Source organism: Jiella marina, from assembly GCF_024359545.1.
Lineage (GTDB): Bacteria > Pseudomonadota > Alphaproteobacteria > Rhizobiales > Rhizobiaceae > Jiella.
The window spans coordinates 302,628-319,328 of sequence record NZ_JAKQZG010000003.1 but is presented as its reverse complement, the minus strand read 5'-3'; the positions used below and the strand labels follow the sequence as shown (position 1 = coordinate 319,328).

The 16,701-nt window shown below is 63.9% G+C and carries 11 protein-coding genes and 1 tRNA gene; 6 read left to right on the top strand and 6 right to left on the bottom strand.

What is annotated here, in order from left to right; genetic code table 11:
- The first annotated feature begins 31 nt into the window (after positions 1 to 31).
- From MF134_RS07580 to MF134_RS07555, 6 genes are all read left to right on the top strand, one after another.
- A complete protein-coding gene (locus MF134_RS07580; protein ID WP_255338818.1) occupies positions 32 to 1,522 on the top strand; it encodes a sugar ABC transporter ATP-binding protein in 1,491 nt (496 codons plus the stop codon).
- Positions 1,522 to 2,466, top strand: coding sequence for an ABC transporter permease (locus MF134_RS07575; protein WP_255338817.1), 945 nt, complete (start codon positions 1,522 to 1,524; stop codon positions 2,464 to 2,466). Before MF134_RS07580 ends, MF134_RS07575 begins: the two co-directional genes overlap by 1 nt.
- Complete coding sequence (locus tag MF134_RS07570; RefSeq protein WP_255338816.1) at positions 2,463 to 3,434, top strand: ABC transporter permease; 972 nt, start codon at positions 2,463 to 2,465, stop codon at positions 3,432 to 3,434. The genes MF134_RS07575 and MF134_RS07570 overlap by 4 nt, the downstream gene beginning before the upstream one ends.
- Positions 3,435 to 3,494: 60 nt before the next feature.
- Entirely contained in the window at positions 3,495 to 6,302 is a 2,808-nt protein-coding gene (locus tag MF134_RS07565; protein WP_255338815.1) for an ATP-dependent helicase, read from the top strand.
- A 134-nt stretch (positions 6,303 to 6,436) separates the two neighbouring features.
- Entirely contained in the window at positions 6,437 to 7,594 is a 1,158-nt protein-coding gene (locus tag MF134_RS23995; RefSeq protein WP_255338814.1) for a GGDEF domain-containing protein, read from the top strand.
- A 160-nt stretch (positions 7,595 to 7,754) separates the two neighbouring features.
- Positions 7,755 to 8,147, top strand: a complete 393-nt coding sequence (locus MF134_RS07555; protein WP_255338813.1) for a hypothetical protein — start codon at positions 7,755 to 7,757, stop codon at positions 8,145 to 8,147.
- A 147-nt stretch (positions 8,148 to 8,294) separates the two neighbouring features.
- Here MF134_RS07555 and MF134_RS07550 read toward each other — a convergent pair.
- From MF134_RS07550 to MF134_RS07525, 6 genes are all read right to left on the bottom strand, one after another.
- Positions 8,295 to 8,370 (bottom strand) — tRNA-Val (locus MF134_RS07550).
- 243 nt (positions 8,371 to 8,613) lie between these two features.
- The gene (locus MF134_RS07545; protein ID WP_255338812.1) at positions 8,614 to 8,889 is read right to left on the bottom strand and encodes an HU family DNA-binding protein; all 276 of its coding nucleotides are present in this window, start codon (positions 8,887 to 8,889) and stop codon (positions 8,614 to 8,616) included.
- A 169-nt stretch (positions 8,890 to 9,058) separates the two neighbouring features.
- Entirely contained in the window at positions 9,059 to 11,479 is a 2,421-nt protein-coding gene (lon, locus tag MF134_RS07540; RefSeq protein ID WP_255338811.1) for an endopeptidase La, read from the bottom strand.
- Between the two features lie 238 nt (positions 11,480 to 11,717).
- Entirely contained in the window at positions 11,718 to 12,986 is a 1,269-nt protein-coding gene (gene clpX / locus MF134_RS07535) for an ATP-dependent Clp protease ATP-binding subunit ClpX (RefSeq protein ID WP_255338810.1), read from the bottom strand.
- Positions 12,987 to 13,224: 238 nt separating this feature from the next.
- Positions 13,225 to 13,857 carry an ATP-dependent Clp protease proteolytic subunit gene (locus MF134_RS07530; RefSeq protein ID WP_255338809.1) on the bottom strand — a complete coding sequence of 211 codons (633 nt, stop codon included), beginning with the start codon at positions 13,855 to 13,857 and terminating at the stop codon, positions 13,225 to 13,227.
- Between the two features lie 254 nt (positions 13,858 to 14,111).
- The gene (locus MF134_RS07525) at positions 14,112 to 16,511 is read right to left on the bottom strand and encodes a mechanosensitive ion channel domain-containing protein (RefSeq protein WP_255338808.1); all 2,400 of its coding nucleotides are present in this window, start codon (positions 16,509 to 16,511) and stop codon (positions 14,112 to 14,114) included.
- Positions 16,512 to 16,701: the final 190 nt, after the last annotated feature.

Below are 16,701 nucleotides of genomic sequence, written 5' to 3'. Positions count from 1 at the left end.
CCCCATCCGACCTCCATCCGCGCGAACTGCCATGTCCCCATCCGCCTCGTCCGACCGGCCGATCGTGGAACTGAACGATGTCGCCAAATCCTTTGGCGCCGTGAAGGCTCTCGATGGCGTCGATTTTAGTGTCCGGCCCGGCGAATGCGTCGGTGTCGTCGGCCATAACGGCGCCGGCAAGTCGACACTCATGCAGGTTCTTGCCGGAACGCTCGCCCACGACCGCGGCGAAGTCCGGCTGAACGGCGATGTGGTGGCGGCCTCCGACCATTCCGTCGCCCGTGCCCACGACGCCGGCATCCGCTGCGTGTTCCAGGAACTCTCTCTCTGCCCCAACCTCACGGTCGCGGAAAACACCCGGCTGCGGCACGGCTCGATCCGTGGTTTCGGCTGGCGGCGGCAGGCCGCCCGGCTGATCGCCACCAAACTTGACGAGATCTTCCCCGACCACGGCATATCGGCCGGAGCGGTCGTCGGCGATCTCTCGATCGGTCGCCGGCAGATGGTGGAAATCGCCGCCAATTTTTCCGCAACTGAAAGCGAGCCGCGGCTGGTCATCCTCGACGAGCCCACCTCCTCGCTCGACCAGCAGGTCGCCTCGCAGCTCCTGGCCTACGTCAAACGCTTCGTTGAAGCAGGCGGCAGCGTCATCCTGATCTCACACATATTGGGCGACATCTTCGGCACCTGCGACCGCATCGCGGTCATGCGCGACGGGCTGATCGTCGAGGAACGCCCGGCGGACAAGTTCGACCGGCACAGTCTCGTAGCCTCGATGGGCCATGTCACCGACGAAGATACCCCGGCCCCGCAGTCTCAGGCGAGTGAAAGCCAGCGCAGGGGCGAGCCGATCGTCAGCGCCCGCCCGCCCCGCCAGACGGATGACCAGCGTCTCGAACTCCATCCCGGCGAAATCGTCGGCCTCGCGGGTCTCGCCGGCCATGGCCAGACCGCCCTCCTCCGCCTCATCCACAATGCCGCGCGCCACCGCTCGCGATACGCCTCGGTGAACGGCAAGATCGCCTTCGTCGCCGGCGACCGGCAGGCCGACGGCATCTTCCCGCTCTGGACGATCGGCCAGAACGTCACGGTGCGCTCGCTCTCGGCGCTCTCCCGCCTCGGACTTCTGGAAAAAGGCCGCGAACGCGAGATGGAGGATCGCTGGCGCGAGACCCTGAAGATCCGCACGCCCGACATGGGCGACAACATCCTCACGCTCTCCGGCGGCAACCAGCAGAAGGCGCTGTTCGCCCGCGCTCTGGCCTCGGATGCGGAGATCATCGCCATGGACGATCCGATGCGCGGCGTCGACGTAGGCACCAAGCGCGAGGTCTATGAGCGCATCCGGCAGGAAGCGGAAAACGGTCGCGCCTTTCTCTGGTACACGACGGAGTTCGACGAGCTCGTGAACTGCAACCACGTCTATGTCTTCCGCAACGGGCTGATCGCCGCCGACATCGAGCGCGATCAGCTGAGCGAGCAGAAGGTGCTGCACGCCTCCTTCGAGGGAGAGGCCGCCTGATGCCGCGAACGATCCTCGACCCGAAGATCCTGCGTTCGCTGGTTCCGGCGCTCTCCTTCGCCGTGCTGCTGGGTGCGATCTTCTACGTCCAGCCGCGCACGATGAGCTATTTCGGCCTCAACCTGATGCTGAACCTCGCTCTGCCGATCGCCTTTGCGACCATTGCGCAGATGTTCATCCTGACGGTCAACGATCTCGATCTGTCGATCGGCAGTTTCGTCTCGCTGGTCGCCTGCATCACCGCGACCTGGCTGAACGAGGCGCCGCTGCTGGGCGTCGTCGCGCTTCTCGGCTGCATCGCGGCCTATGCGGCGCTGGGCGCGTTGATCCATCTGCGCAATCTGCCCTCGATCGTGGTGACGCTCGGCATGTCCTTCGTGTGGAGCGGCTGTGCCATCCTGCTTCTGCCGAGCCCCGGCGGCAGTGCGCCCGACTGGCTTTCGGGCCTCGTCAAATTCCGCATGCCCTTCATCCCCTTCTCGATCCTCGCCTCGCTGATCCTCGGCCTGATCGTCCATTTCGCCCTGATGCGCTCGGCGACGGGGGCCGTGCTGCGCGGCTCGGGCGGTAACCCGCAGGCCGTGGAGCGCGCCGGCTGGTCGCTTCTGAAGACCAAGGTGACGATGTACGCGCTCGCCGGCTTCTTCGGCGTGATGAGCGGCATGATCCTCGTCGGCACGACGACCTCCGCCGACGCGAATATCGCGCTCCGCTACACGCTGTTCTCGATCGCCGGCGTGATCCTCGGCGGCGGCGAGTTTACCGGGGGCCGGGTGTCGCCCATCGGCGCGATCCTCGGCGCCCTGACGCTCGCCCTCGTGGGCTCGCTCCTGTCCTTCCTGCGGATCTCGCCCGAATGGCAGATCGGCGCCCAGGGCATCATCCTGATCGTCGTTCTGGCGCTGCGCTCGCTGGTGAACCGGCTGGAGGAGCGGCAGGCATGACCACCAAGCGCTCCGCCGCCGGGCTGGCGGGCCTCGCCCGCTCGGCCCCCTGGCTCTTTTCCTTCGTCGGCGCACTCGTGATCTTCGCCGTCACGCTCGCGGCGAACAACTGGTCCGGGGCCGGGCAGATCATCACCGCGGCCCTGTCCTTCGGCGCCTTCTACGCGATCGTCGGCATCGGACAGATGTTCGTGATCACCACGGGTCCCGGCAATATCGACCTGTCGGTGCCCGCGACGATCGCGCTTGCCGGTGCGATCGCCATGACCACCATGGGCGGCAGCGATGCGATGATCCTGCCCGGACTCGCGGCGGCCATCGCAGCCGGCTTCCTGATCGGCTCGTTCAACTATCTCCTGATCTGGCTCCTGCGCATCCCGCCGATCATCGCGACCCTCTCCTCGAGCTTCATCGTGCAGTCGCTGGCGATCGTCTATGGCCGAGGCCTGCGCATCGCGCCACCGCCCTTCCTCGCCGAAATCGCCACCGGCCGCGTTCTCGGCGTTCCGATCTTGGCGATCGTCACCATCCTTCTTGCGGTGGTGATGGCCGTCGTCCTCCACCGCAGCGTCTACGGCCGATCGGTCACGGCGATCGGCCAGAACATCAACGCGGCCGACCTTGCCGGCGTGCGCGTCGGCACGATGCGCTTTGCCACCTACGCGCTCTCGGCCTGTTTCGCGGCGTTCTGCGGCGTGATGCTGGCCGCCTTCTCCGGCGGCGCCTCGCTCAACATGGGCGAGGAATATCTCCTCGCCTCGATCGCGGTCGTCGTCATCGGCGGCACGTCGGTCGCCGGCGGGTTCTCCAACGTCTCCGGCATCTGGGGCGCGGCGCTGTTCCTCTATCTGCTCATCACCATGCTCAACACGCTCGGTGTCGGCGCCGGGCTCAGGCAGATCTTCACCGGCGTCATCATCGTTGCCGTCATCACCCTCGCCGGCGGGCGCAAGAAGGGGCGCGGCTGATCGGCCGGGTCGACCGCGTCGGCATTGGTGTTCCAGACGCGATTGCTTACATTGCGGCCGATGAGCAATTTCGACGAATCAGCGCCCGCCCACCAGCCGCGCCAGGGCGGCATTGCGTCCCGCGCCATGGCTTCGCGCGGGCAGAAGGCCCCGGACTATCTCGCCGGCCTCAACCCCGAACAGCGCGCCGCGGTGGAGACCACCGAAGGCCCCGTTCTGGTGCTCGCTGGGGCCGGCACCGGCAAGACGCGCGTGCTGACGACGCGCATCGCCCATATCCTCGCGACCGGCCGCGCCTGGCCCAGCCAGATCCTTGCCGTTACCTTCACCAACAAGGCCGCGCGCGAGATGAAGACGCGCATCGGCATGCTGGTCGGCGGTCAGGTCGAGGGCATGCCCTGGCTCGGCACCTTCCACTCGATCGGTGTCAAGATCCTGCGCCGCCATGCCGAGCTGGTCGGGCTGAAGCCAAACTTCACCATCCTCGACACCGACGACCAGATCCGCCTGATCAAGCAGCTGATCCAGGCCGAGAATCTCGACGACAAGCGCTGGCCGGCCCGCACCTTCGCCAACATGCTCGACGGCTGGAAGAACAAGGGGCTTTCGCCGAAAGACATTCCGGAGGGCGATGCAAGGGCGTTCGCCAACGGCAAGGGCCGCGAACTCTACGCCGCCTATCAGGCCCGCCTGAAGACGCTGAACGCCTGCGATTTCGGCGATCTGCTGATGCACCCGATCGCGCTGTTTCGCGAAAACCCGGACGTTCTAGCCGAGTACCATCGCCGGTTCAAATACATCCTGGTCGACGAGTACCAGGACACCAACGTCGCGCAATATATGTGGCTGCGGCTGCTGGCGCAGCGCTCCTCGGAAAGCCGTGGTGCGTCGGCCCGTCCCCCTGCCCTTCGACAGGCTCAGGGTGAGGGAACTATGTCGCGGCCCTCCTCGAGTGAGCGCCGCGGCGAAAATGAAGAACACAGCGGCGAAGCTGAACTCCCTCATCCTGAGCCTGTCGAAGGACGAGGGAGTGCGGCGCAACCGTCAGATCCCGCCCAAGCCGCCACCAACACCGACGATCGAACGCCGCAACGAGCGAGTTCCAAGCTCCCTCACCCTGAGCCTGTCGAAGGGCGAGGGAGCGGGGCGCCCACCATCAACATCTGCTGTGTCGGCGACGACGACCAGTCGATCTATGGCTGGCGTGGCGCCGAGGTCGACAACATCCTGCGCTTCGACAAGGATTTTCCCGGCGCCACGGTCATCCGCCTTGAACGCAACTACCGCTCCACCGGCCACATCCTCGGCGCGGCCTCGCACCTCATCGCCCACAATGAGGACCGGCTGGGCAAGACCCTCTTCACCGACACGCCCGACCCCGAAGACCCCAAGGTCGAGGTGAATGCCGGATGGGACTCCGAAGAAGAGGCCCGGGCCATCGGTGAGGCGATCGAGGATCTGCAGCGCCGCGAGGATCACAACCTCAACGACATGGCGATCCTGGTGCGCGCCTCCTTCCAGATGCGTTCCTTCGAGGATCGTTTCGTGACCATGGGCCTGCCCTATCGGGTCATCGGCGGTCCGCGCTTTTACGAGCGCATGGAGATCCGCGATGCGCTCGCCTATTTCCGCTGCGTCTGTCAGCCGGCGGACGATCTCGCCTTCGAGCGGATCGTCAACACGCCGAAGCGTGGCCTTGGCGATGCCACCATCCGGCTTCTCCACGACTATGCCCGAGAGCGCGAGATCCCGCTGATCGCGGCCGCCGGCGAGATGGTCGAGACGGAGGAGCTCAAGCCCAAGCCCCGCAACACGCTGCGCCAGGTCGTCGCCAATTTCCGGCGCTGGTCGGAGTTGCTCGACTCCACCAAGCACACCGAGTTGGCCGAGCAGATCCTCGAAGAGTCCGGCTACACCGAGATGTGGCAGAACGACCGCTCGGCCGAGGCGCCGGGGCGGCTGGAAAACCTCAAGGAGCTGATCCGCTCCATGGAGGAGTACGAGTCCCTTCCCTCGTTCCTGGAGCATGTTGCGCTCGTCATGGATGCCGAGCAGGACAACGAGCTCGACGCCGTCTCGATCATGACGCTGCATTCGGCCAAGGGCCTGGAATTCGAGACCGTGTTCCTACCGGGCTGGGAGGAAGGCCTCTTTCCCCATCAGCGCGCGCTCGACGAGGGCGGCCGCAGCGGCTTGGAAGAAGAGCGGCGCCTCGCCTATGTCGGCATCACGCGCGGCAAGCGGCGGGTGAAAATCTGGTTCGTCTCCAACCGCCGCATCCATGGCCTGTGGCAGTCGACCATCCCTTCGCGCTTTCTCGACGAGCTTCCCGAAGGCCATGTGGAGGTGATGGAGGCGAACACGTCTTATGGCGGCTATGGTGCCGGCGGCTTCGGCGGTTATGGCGCCTCGCGCTGGGACGGCGGCAATGCCTTCAAGGAACAGGCCTATTCCACCCCCGGCTGGCGCAGAGCCCAGGCCGCACAGGCCGGCTTTGCCGACGGCGGCACGCGCCGCAGCGGCGGCGATGGCTGGTCCGGCGGGCGCACCCGCGAGATCACCTATGAGGCGGACGCCCCCTCCTCGCGCTCAAACACCGGCAGAGCCGGCCGCGGCCACAACCAGCCCCCGAAGAAGGGTCTCGGCCTTTATTCCTCCGCCAAACGCGGCGGCCCGCGCGAGATCGAAGGCGAGCTGGTGGCGAAATCCGTGGCCGATCAGGAAAGCCGGTTTTCCGAAGGCGACCGGGTGTTCCACCTGAAATTCGGCAACGGCACCGTCGCCTTGGTCGACGGCAACAAGCTCACCGTCGACTTCGACAAGGCCGGTCAGAAACGGGTGCTGGAAGGGTTTGTGGAGGCGGTGTGAGCGGAGAATTCGCGCCGCGATCCGGCAGCTGGATAAACGCTACTGCCATCCAACCCGCTCAACCCTCGTAAGAATACCTTTATCAACGGCGCGCTATGCCACTCTGACTGAGCGAATACGCCAGGGAGCGTTGAGTGGTAGTTTCGGTCGACCTCAGCCTTGTGGTCTTCGGTCTGATCAGTGCACTGGCTGTCATATGCGGCCTCGTCCATCTGGCATTGCGCCATGGCTCCGCATTGGCCTGGCTCGCTGCCACGATGGTTTGCGTCAGCGTCGAGACGCTGGTCATTCGATACGCGGCACAGACGTCCTGGGGGATCGCCGCCGTGAGCCTCCTCCTTCCCTCAGCCTATCTCTGTGCCTCGCAAGCCATCCGGTTCTCCATGGGTATGGCCGCCACGCGTCCTCGCCTTGTCGTGGTCTTCGCCGCGCTGATCGCCCTGTCCCTGCTTTTCCTGGCAATGGGGGCGCCGACCCTCCTGCAGACGCTGCCCTTCCAATTCGCGGGCATCGTGGTGTTTCTCGACGCCGTACTGGCGCTCGCCAAACACAAGGACCGTGGGCTTCTGGGAAACGGACTGCTTGTGCTTTGCTTCGGTTCGCTCGCGGGCATCGCGATCCGGATGCCCATGTTCCCGCTGCTGCTTGGCGAGCCTGCCCCCTTTCCCATCATGGCGACCGACACCTTCGAGCGGGTCTTCCTGAACGGGCTGAGCGTGCTGACTTCGGGCCTCGCGGTTCTGGTCATCGCTCGCATCGTCGCCAATGAGATCGCTATCCACCGCGATCGTTCCGAGCGCGATGGGCTCACCGGCCTTCTGAACCGTCGCACTTTCGATGAATGGGTGGACAAGCCGACACCGGCCTCGGGCGTGGCAGTGATGTGCGACATCGACCATTTCAAGTCGATCAACGACCGCTTCGGCCATCATGTCGGGGATGAAGTGCTGCGCTCATTCGCTCGTCTTCTGCAGGATTACAGCGATCAGGCCGGCCGCGTTGGCGGCGAAGAATTTGCGCTGCTTCTGTTCGATGTCAGCCTCGATGAAGCCAGGGCGCAAGCGGAGACGATCCGCAGTCGATTTCACCAATTGAGACATCCGGACATCGCTGAGGCCGTCCCCTTCAGTGCCAGTTTCGGGGTGGCCGAATTTCAGGACGGCCGGCCCCTTCGCGAAGCCATGCAGCGCGCCGACAAGGCGCTCTATACAGCCAAGCAGGACGGCCGGAACCGGGTTTGCCTCGCCCCAGGTGCCAGGCCCTTTCGAGATTCGAGCCAACGCGCGGCGTGAGCGGCGAAGCGACGGATCTCGGCCACGAATTGTCCATCGCGGCGTTGCAAACGCGTGATACGACGAGCCGATCCTGATGCCGGCACCGTTTTGACCCAGATCAACGCCAAATCACCGCCTCCACGGCATGCTCGCCCCATCATCGGGAAAGGAGGGCGCCATGCCGACACTGAACGACTACACCGAGAATTTTCGCCATGTCCGGCTGGAGCTGGCCCGCGAGAAGGGCCATCCCGAGGGCAGCCATCACGAGGGCTACGATCTGGTCGTGCCGCTTTCGGCGGATGGCAAGCTGGATGCCGACGCATGGCAGAAGGCCGAGGAGAAATGCCGGGTGCGCCGTTTCGACGACGACGTGACGGACGCCGTCGGCCTCCTCAATCGCGACGAGAACGGCCACTGGATCTTCGATTACGACCGGGCGATCGACACGGACGACGAGATCGGCTTTCGCTTCGAGGACGAATGCTTTCTGCCGGGCGAATATGTCTCCGTGCTTCATCACGGGCACGAACACACCTACCGCGTCGCCTTCGTCCGCCCGCTCCGCTGAGACCCTCTCCGGTATGACCAGGAAGCATTCGAGGTGAAGCACGGGTTGCGGGCGCGCACAGCGCTGCCCTGTCCCGGTCGCCGAGGAATTCACAGACGTCGTCCGCGCCAACACGCGGGCGGCGCTTCGTCTTGAGACCATTGGAATTGGTGGGCGGTGAGAGGCTCGAACTCCCGACATCCTCGGTGTAAACGAGGCGCTCTACCAACTGAGCTAACCGCCCGGCGGCTTTTCCGTAAGGTGTTTTGGATCGGGCCGCAAGTCCGCTTGCCATACCGGGCAGTCAGCGCCTTCTCCAGGCGTTTCCCACGGCAATCAACCCGCCTGAGAAAAGGCAGCATCACGAGGCTGGCGGCACCGGGCCACCCCACGCTAGCGGCTGCTCGGCTCTGTGAGGAGCGAACTGCCCCATGCGCTGTCCCGCGCGATCGAAGATCGTGCGAGACCAGCCATGGAGGCAAGAGCCCTAGGTGTTGACGGCGTCCTTCAGGCCCTTGCCGGGTGCGAACTTCGGGACGTTACGAGCGGGGATGTCAACTTCGGCGCCGGTCGAGGGATTGCGACCTTTGGATGCAGCGCGGTGAGTCACGGAAAAGGTTCCGAAACCGACCAGCCGAACGTCGTCCCCCTTGGACATCGAAGCCTGGATGACGTCGAAAACGGCATCCACGGCGGCACCCGCCTGTTGCTTCGACAGATCCGCCTGCTCGGCAACGGCGGAAACGAGATCATTCTTGTTCATTCAATTCCTCCTTCCTGGGAACCATACCCACCTGATTCCTTGAGAGTTCCAACATTCACTCTCGCGGATCGGATGACCTTCGGCAACGCCTGAAACCCGGGAAATACGGTCGCTGCAAAAAAATGCCGCCCGGGAAGGCGGCATTTTTCCACAAAATTTTCAGCTGACGTCAGTGCGCAACAGCCGTGGCGCCCTCATCGACGGGATCGGGGCCCGCCAGAGGCTCCTCCGCCTCCGACCATTCGATCGGAGTCGGAGCTTCAACCAGCGCATGCTCAAGCACTTCGCCCATCCGCGAGACCGGCACGATTTCGAGCCGGTTCTTCACGTTGTCCGGAATGTCGGCAAGGTCCTTGGCGTTCTCCTCGGGGATCAGCACCTTCTTGATGCCGCCGCGAAGCGCCGCCAGGAGCTTCTCCTTCAAACCGCCGATGGGCAGCACCCGACCCCTGAGCGTGATCTCTCCGGTCATGGCGATATCGCGCCGCACGGGAATGCCGGTCATCACCGAAATGATGGCCGTCGCCATTGCGGTGCCCGCCGACGGACCGTCCTTGGGCGTTGCGCCTTCCGGCACGTGCACGTGGATGTCCCGCTTGTCGAACAGCGGCGGCTTGATGCCGTAATCGAGGGCGCGCGAGCGGACATAGGACGCGGCAGCCGAGATCGACTCCTTCATCACGTCCTTGAGGTTGCCCGTCACCGTCATCTTGCCCTTGCCGGGCATCATGACGCCTTCGATCGTCAGCAGTTCGCCGCCGACCTCGGTCCAGGCCAGACCCGTGACCACGCCGACCTGATCGTCGAGCTCGGCTTCGCCGAAGCGGAAGCGCGGCACGCCGAGGAAGTCGGAGATGTTCTCGGCCGTCACCTCGACCTTCTCCGTCTCCTTCTTCAGGATCTGGGTCACCGCCTTGCGGGCGAGGGTCATCAGCTCGCGCTCGAAATTGCGGACGCCCGCCTCACGGGTGTAGCGCCGCGCGATCTCGCGCAGGGCATCGTCGCCGACGGAGAATTCCTCCTCCTTCAGCGCATGGTCGCGAACCGCCTTCGGCAGAAGGTGGCGACGCGCGATCTCGACCTTCTCGTCCTCGGTGTAGCCCGCGATCCGGATGATCTCCATGCGGTCCATCAGGGGCGCCGGAATGTTCAGCGTGTTCGCCGTGGTGACGAACATCGTCGAAGACAGGTCGTACTCCACCTCCAGATAGTGGTCCATGAAGGTCGAGTTCTGCTCCGGATCGAGAACCTCGAGAAGCGCCGACGACGGATCGCCGCGGAAGTCCATGCCCATCTTGTCGATCTCGTCCAGCAGGAAGAGCGGGTTGGCCTTCTTCGCCTTCTTCATCGACTGGATGACCTTGCCGGGCATCGAACCGATATAGGTGCGGCGATGGCCGCGGATCTCGGCTTCGTCGCGCACGCCGCCGAGCGCCATGCGAACATATTCACGACTTGTCGCACGGGCGATCGACTTGGCAAGCGACGTCTTGCCGACGCCCGGAGGACCGACGAGACACAGGATCGGGCCTTTCAGCTTGTTCTGGCGGCTCTGCACCGCGAGATACTCGACGATCCGTTCCTTGACCTTCTCAAGGCCATAATGGTCGTTATCGAGAATCTCCTCGGCCTTCTTCAGGTCGATCTTGGCCTTGGACTTGACGCCCCAGGGAAGCCCGAGCAGCCAGTCGAGATAGTTGCGCACGACCGTCGCCTCGGCGGACATGGGCGACATCTGCTTGAGCTTCTTGAATTCGGCGTTCGCCTTTTCGCGCGCTTCCTTCGAGAGCTTGGTCTTCTTGATCCGCTCCTCGATCTCGGCCATCTCGTCGCGGCCGTCCTCGCCGTCGCCGAGCTCCTTCTGGATGGCCTTCATCTGCTCGTTCAGATAGTACTCGCGCTGGGTCTTCTCCATCTGCCGCTTGACGCGGGAGCGGATGCGCTTTTCCACCTGAAGGACCGAAATCTCGGACTCCATGAAGCCGAGCGCCCGTTCCAGCCGCTCGCGCACCGAGAACAGGGACAGCATCTCCTGCTTCTCGGGGATCTTGATCGCCAGATGCGAGGCGACCGTATCCGCGAGCTTGGAATAGTCCTCGATCTGTCCGGCCGCACCGACGACTTCCGGCGAGATCTTCTTGTTGAGCTTCACGTAGTTTTCGAACTCGGACACGACCGAGCGGGCCAAAGCCTCGACCTCGACCGGATCGTCCTCGTCGTCCTCGACCAGCTCGGCCGAAGCCTCGTGCCACTCGGTGCGTTCGGAGAAGCCCTCGATGCGGGCACGCGACATGCCCTCCACCAGGACCTTCACCGTCCCGTCGGGGAGCTTCAGGAGCTGCAGGACATTGGCGACCGTGCCCACCTCGTAGATCGCGTCGGGAGCCGGATCCTCGTCGCCGGCATTCTTCTGGGTCGCCAGCAGAATCTGCTTGTCGGCGCCCATCACCTCTTCGAGCGCCTTGATCGATTTCTCACGGCCGACGAACAGCGGCACGATCATGTGTGGAAACACGACGATGTCGCGGAGCGGCAGCACGGGATACAGCGTGGTGTCGCCCTCGTCCGAACGTTCTGGCGTGTTGGACATGTTCTTTCCTTTCTACGGCCATCGCCGTTTCAGGCCCTCCGTCGCAAACCTTGCAGGAAGCGTCCGCGGTAGAGGCCGATAGCGAGCTTCAATGTGGCTCTGAAGCCCCCAAACTTCAAGCGGTTTGCCTGTCTCGGGGCGGAGCCCGCAAGCCCGACGTCAGAATGACAAAGCCCGCCCCGTCGCAGGACGGAGCGGGCCCGAAAGATCGGCCGGCCGGCAGCCGGCCTTCAGGGCGTTACGCCGAGACGTTCTCTTTCTCGTCATTGCGGTCGGCGTAGATGTACAGCGGACGCGCATTGCCCTGGATAACGTCCTCCGAGATCACCACCTCCTGAACGCCCTCGAGCGTCGGAAGGTCGAACATGGTGTCGAGGAGCATGGCTTCCATGATCGATCTGAGGCCGCGGGCACCGGTCTTGCGCTCGATCGCCTTGCGGGCGATGGCCTTCAGCGCGTCCTCGTGGAAGGTCAGCTCGACATTCTCCATCTCGAAGAGCCGCTGATACTGCTTCACCAGCGCGTTCTTCGGCTGCTCGAGGATCATGACCAGCGCGACCTCGTCGAGGTCTTCCAGCGTCGCCAGAACCGGCAGACGACCCACGAACTCCGGAATGAGGCCGAACTTCAGGAGGTCTTCCGGCTCCACCTGACGGAAGAGCTCGCCGGACTTGCGGTCCTCGGGCGACTCGACATTGGCGGCAAAGCCGATCGAGGTCTTGCGGCCCCGGTCGGAAATGATCCTGTCGAGACCGGCAAAGGCACCGCCGCAGATGAACAGGATGTTCGCTGTATCCACCTGCAGGAACTCCTGCTGCGGATGCTTGCGGCCGCCCTGCGGCGGGACCGAAGCCACGGTGCCTTCCATGATCTTCAGAAGCGCCTGCTGGACGCCCTCGCCCGACACGTCCCGAGTTATGGACGGATTGTCGGACTTGCGGCTGATCTTGTCGATCTCGTCGATGTAGACGATGCCGCGTTGCGCCCGCTCGACATTGTAGTCGGCAGACTGCAGCAGCTTGAGAATGATGTTCTCGACGTCCTCGCCGACATAGCCCGCCTCGGTCAGCGTCGTCGCGTCCGCCATGGTGAACGGCACGTCGAGGATGCGAGCGAGCGTCTGCGCGAGCAGCGTCTTGCCGCAACCCGTCGGGCCGATCAGCAGAATGTTCGACTTCGCCAGTTCGACGTCGTTGTTCTTCGCGGCGTGTGCAAGACGCTTGTAGTGATTGTGGACCGCGACGGAGAGCACCTTCTTCGCATAGGACTGGCCGATCACGTAATCGTCCAGAACCGCAATGATCTCCTGTGGGGTGGGCACGCCCTCTCGGGACTTCACCATGGAGGATTTGTTCTCCTCCCGGATGATGTCCATGCACAGCTCTACGCATTCGTCGCAAATGAAGACCGTCGGCCCGGCGATCAGCTTACGGACTTCGTGCTGGCTCTTTCCGCAGAAAGAGCAATAGAGCGTGTTCTTGGAATCGCCGCCGCTCGTTTTGCTCATGCGTCTTTCCTTCCGATCGGGCCGAAATATGCCCGTTTTCGTCTCGTGTCCGAACCGTAAACCCAATCCGCCGCGTCGCCAAGCGATGCTGGCGGAACATACGGCCCGCTCTGAACCCTCGCAAACTGAACCACATTATAGGGCATAGCGCGGAATACTTATGCCGCCCTTAACGCGAACGCCGACATTATCGGCGCCGAACTGTGGCCGGCAAGTGACGGCGGGCCGAATTTCAGCCCTACTGAGACATTTCCTTCTCGAGTGCTTCGCGCGAGGAGTAGACCTTGTCGATCAGGCCAAAGGCCTGGGCTTCCCCCGCCGTCATGAAATGGTCACGGTCGAGGGTGCGTTCAATCGTCTCGTAGTCCTGACCGGTGTGCTCGACATAGACCTCGTTCAAGCGACGCTTGAGCTTGATGATGTCCTGCGCGTGGCGCTCGATGTCCGAGGCCTGGCCGGAGAAGCCGCCGGACGGCTGGTGAACCATGATCCGCGCGTTCGGCGTCGCGAAGCGCATGTCCTTGTGACCGGCGCACAGGAGCAGCGAACCCATCGAGGCCGCCTGACCGATGCACAGGGTCGAGACCGCCGGCTTGATGAACTGCATCGTGTCGTAGATCGCCATGCCGGACGTCACGACGCCACCGGGCGAGTTGATGTAGAGCGCGATTTCCTTCTTCGGGTTGTCCGCCTCGAGGAAGAGGAGCTGCGCGCAGACCAGCGTCGCCATCGAGTCCTCGATCGGACCGGTGATGAAGATCACGCGCTCCTTCAGGAGGCGGGAGAAGATGTCATAGGCGCGCTCGCCGCGATTGGTCTGCTCGACGACCATCGGGACGAGGTTCATCGCGGTTTCAATGGGATCTTTCATGGGTCGTGGTCTCGCTGATCGCGGCGTGAAAATTGGGATCGCCCGAAAGCCTGAGAGAATCAGCCGGGCGATGTCCCTGCTAGATAGGGCGTTCGAAAGCGCATCCGCAACCCGTCGGGCCCGATGGGCCACGCGCGAGCCCGATTTTCGCGCGTCCTTTCGCAAACGCCGTTAATCCGGAAGAGACCGACGGGAGACCGGAGCGGGTCCGGCTGCCCCGCGCGCGACGCGGTCTCTTGCCGCGGAGGTGCGCGTCAGCCGCGCCCTTCGCCAGCGGTGTCGATGTCGCCCTGTCCGGGGGGAATGGGGCGGCCGCTCGCCTCGACACTGCCGTGTCGGGTCAGATCGTGGTCTTGATGGCGCCGCGTTTCCTCGCCGTCTCCCTCGATCATCGGTGAAGCCGCCTCGCCCGCTTCGTTTGCAACGCGGATCGGCGGGGCCTTCCCGGCCCGGTCTTCCCCGAACCACACCGTCATGTGCGGGAACGGAATCTCGATGCCGCGTTCGTCGGCCATGCGCTTCACGATCTCGCGATAGGCCCGGCCGACGGCCCACTGGGTGCCGGGCTTGGTCATCACCCGGCCGCGAACGACGACGGCCGAATCACCCAGTTCGTTGACGCCCCACATGTCGAACTCGGAGATGAGATCGCCGCCCACATTGGTCTTCTTCAGCTCCTCGAAGGCGTCGAGCATCATCGTCTTCACGTCGTCGACATTCTCGCGATAGGCGACGCCGATGTCGGCGACATAGTAGGCGAAGTCCTTGGAATAGTTGGCGACCTGATCCACCGAGGAGAACGGGATCAGATACCAGGTGCCATCGAGGGTCCGCAGGCCGACCGAACGGACCGTCAATTGCTCGACGACGCCGGAGACCCCGTTCACCTCGACCACGTCGCCTTCGTTCATGGCGTTCTGGATCTGGATGAAGGCGCCGGTGATGATGTCCTGCACGAGCTTCTGGGCACCGAAACCGATGGCGAGACCCACGACACCGGCACCGGCCAGGAGCGGGGCGATGTCGATGCCGATCTGGGACAGCACCAGCATGGAAATCACCAGAATGAGCGTGATCGTGAAGGCGTTGCGGAACAGCGAAAGAAGCGTGCGTTCCCGCGCCGTCGCCACGCGCCCGTAGTTCGGGTTCAGCCGGTACTCGATCCAGGAGGAGACGGCGAGATAGATCGCCGCGGCGATCACGACGATCAGGAGCGCTCCGAGGAACCCGCCCACGATGTCCTGCCCGACCGACGAATCGAACCAGGCGCCGAAGTCGGAGATCCCCCAGGAATCGAAGGTGATCGCGAGAACGCAGATCACCACCACGACGCTGATCACCGTCAGGATCTTCGGCACCATGCCGTTGAGACGCCGCTCCAGGAGCGGGAGGCGATATTTGATCTCCTGCGGAATGGTCACCCCATGGGTGATCATGCGTGAGAGAACGGAGACGAGCAGACCGCCGAGTGCCATCGCAGCAATGGTCTTGCCGCTGGCGACAGCGACGAACCGCATGCCGTCATCGGGGCTGCGCAGCCACACGCCGAACAGGGACAGAACCGCGAGGATCGCGAGGACCCACCAGATCTGGCCGAGGAAGGCGTGGACATGGGCGCGAAAGCTCTTGTCGCCATGCTTCTTCGCCCGCTTCAGCCGTTCCCGCACGACACCGCGGTTCTTCAGGATCAGGCCGACGGTCAGGCAGGTCATGCCGAAGGCCACGATCAGCCGGATGGCTTCCGCCGCCGCATAGCTTGATGACGACTGAACGATGGGCGCAACGAACAGGAAGGTGTAGCCGATGATCGAGATCTGGCGGGATATCCAGAAGAACCAGTAGCTCGCCTGGCGATTGGAAAAGGGCGTCAGCCGCAGACGCGGGAAATTCGGCGCGACGAACGCCGACAACGCCACCTTGATCGTCTCGATCACGAGGAAGGCGTTGAGGAACAGAGCCTGGCTGAAGATCGGCCGGACGCCGCTGTAGATCGTCGCGACGAGGTAGCCGCATGCCCAGCTCAACGCCACGACGACAAGTTCGACAAGGGTCGACAAAACGAGATAGCCGAGCTTCTTCAGCGGTCCCGCATCCTCCGCGCTTTCGGCAATCCTGCGGAAGATGGTGCGATCGACCTGCCGACCGAGGAACAGGATCACGAAGACGACCAGCGCGACCATGGCCACCGGGAGGATCGCCGTGAGGATGTTCGGCACGTCGATCGAACGTGCGCCCTCCAGCATGTCGAGGGCCTGCATGAACCCCTGAGGGATCAGCGCGGCGCTCTCGACGATCGCCTCGATCACGACCTGGGTGTATTCCGCAACGCGGCCCGGAAGGGAGCGCACGATCTCGGCCGGCTTTTCTTCCGCTGCGGCTTCCCCTGCCGCTTCAGTCCCCGGCGCTCGATAGGCCGCCGCCTTGAGCGATTCAACGAGCTTTTTTCGGGTCTCGTCGGTTTCAAGGATCTTGATCAGATCGTCCAGCGAAGGATCCGGCGCTTCGGTGTCTGATCCAGCCGAGCCGGCAACACCCGACAGATTCGCCGTCTGAGCCGCGGCAGACCCGGCAAGGGCCAGGAGAGACAATCCGAGCGCGGCAAGAAAGAGCCGCAGGGCGCGGACGGAAGGCAAACGGAAAAGGCTGGTGGTCATAAGGTCCCGTCGAAAAATGCAGTCGTCAACAAAATCGGACGCTTCGCTAGCCGCCTAGGCATAGAGACGGCCGGCTCCCCGACCGGTCCTGCGGCATCGCGGAGGCGGGTATCATCGAGAGCTTTGACGAGAATGGGGCGCCCGCAGACATAAAAGGGCCGGCTCAAGGCCGGCCCTTCAAAAACTCAGA

Excerpts from the sequence above, each read along its gene's own strand:
- MF134_RS07580 (WP_255338818.1), top strand. The coding sequence starts at position 32 with ATGTCCCCATCCGCCTCGTCCGACCGGCCGATCGTGGAACTGAACGAT.
- MF134_RS07575 (WP_255338817.1), top strand. The coding sequence starts at position 1,522 with ATGCCGCGAACGATCCTCGACCCGAAGATCCTGCGTTCGCTGGTTCCG.
- MF134_RS07570 (WP_255338816.1), top strand. The coding sequence starts at position 2,463 with ATGACCACCAAGCGCTCCGCCGCCGGGCTGGCGGGCCTCGCCCGCTCG.
- MF134_RS07565 (WP_255338815.1), top strand. The coding sequence starts at position 3,495 with ATGAGCAATTTCGACGAATCAGCGCCCGCCCACCAGCCGCGCCAGGGC.
- MF134_RS07555 (WP_255338813.1), top strand. The coding sequence starts at position 7,755 with ATGCCGACACTGAACGACTACACCGAGAATTTTCGCCATGTCCGGCTG.
- MF134_RS07545 (WP_255338812.1), bottom strand. The coding sequence starts at position 8,889 with ATGAACAAGAATGATCTCGTTTCCGCCGTTGCCGAGCAGGCGGATCTG.
- lon (WP_255338811.1), bottom strand. The coding sequence starts at position 11,479 with ATGTCCAACACGCCAGAACGTTCGGACGAGGGCGACACCACGCTGTAT.
- clpX (WP_255338810.1), bottom strand. The coding sequence starts at position 12,986 with ATGAGCAAAACGAGCGGCGGCGATTCCAAGAACACGCTCTATTGCTCT.
- MF134_RS07530 (WP_255338809.1), bottom strand. The coding sequence starts at position 13,857 with ATGAAAGATCCCATTGAAACCGCGATGAACCTCGTCCCGATGGTCGTC.
- MF134_RS07525 (WP_255338808.1), bottom strand. The coding sequence starts at position 16,511 with ATGACCACCAGCCTTTTCCGTTTGCCTTCCGTCCGCGCCCTGCGGCTC.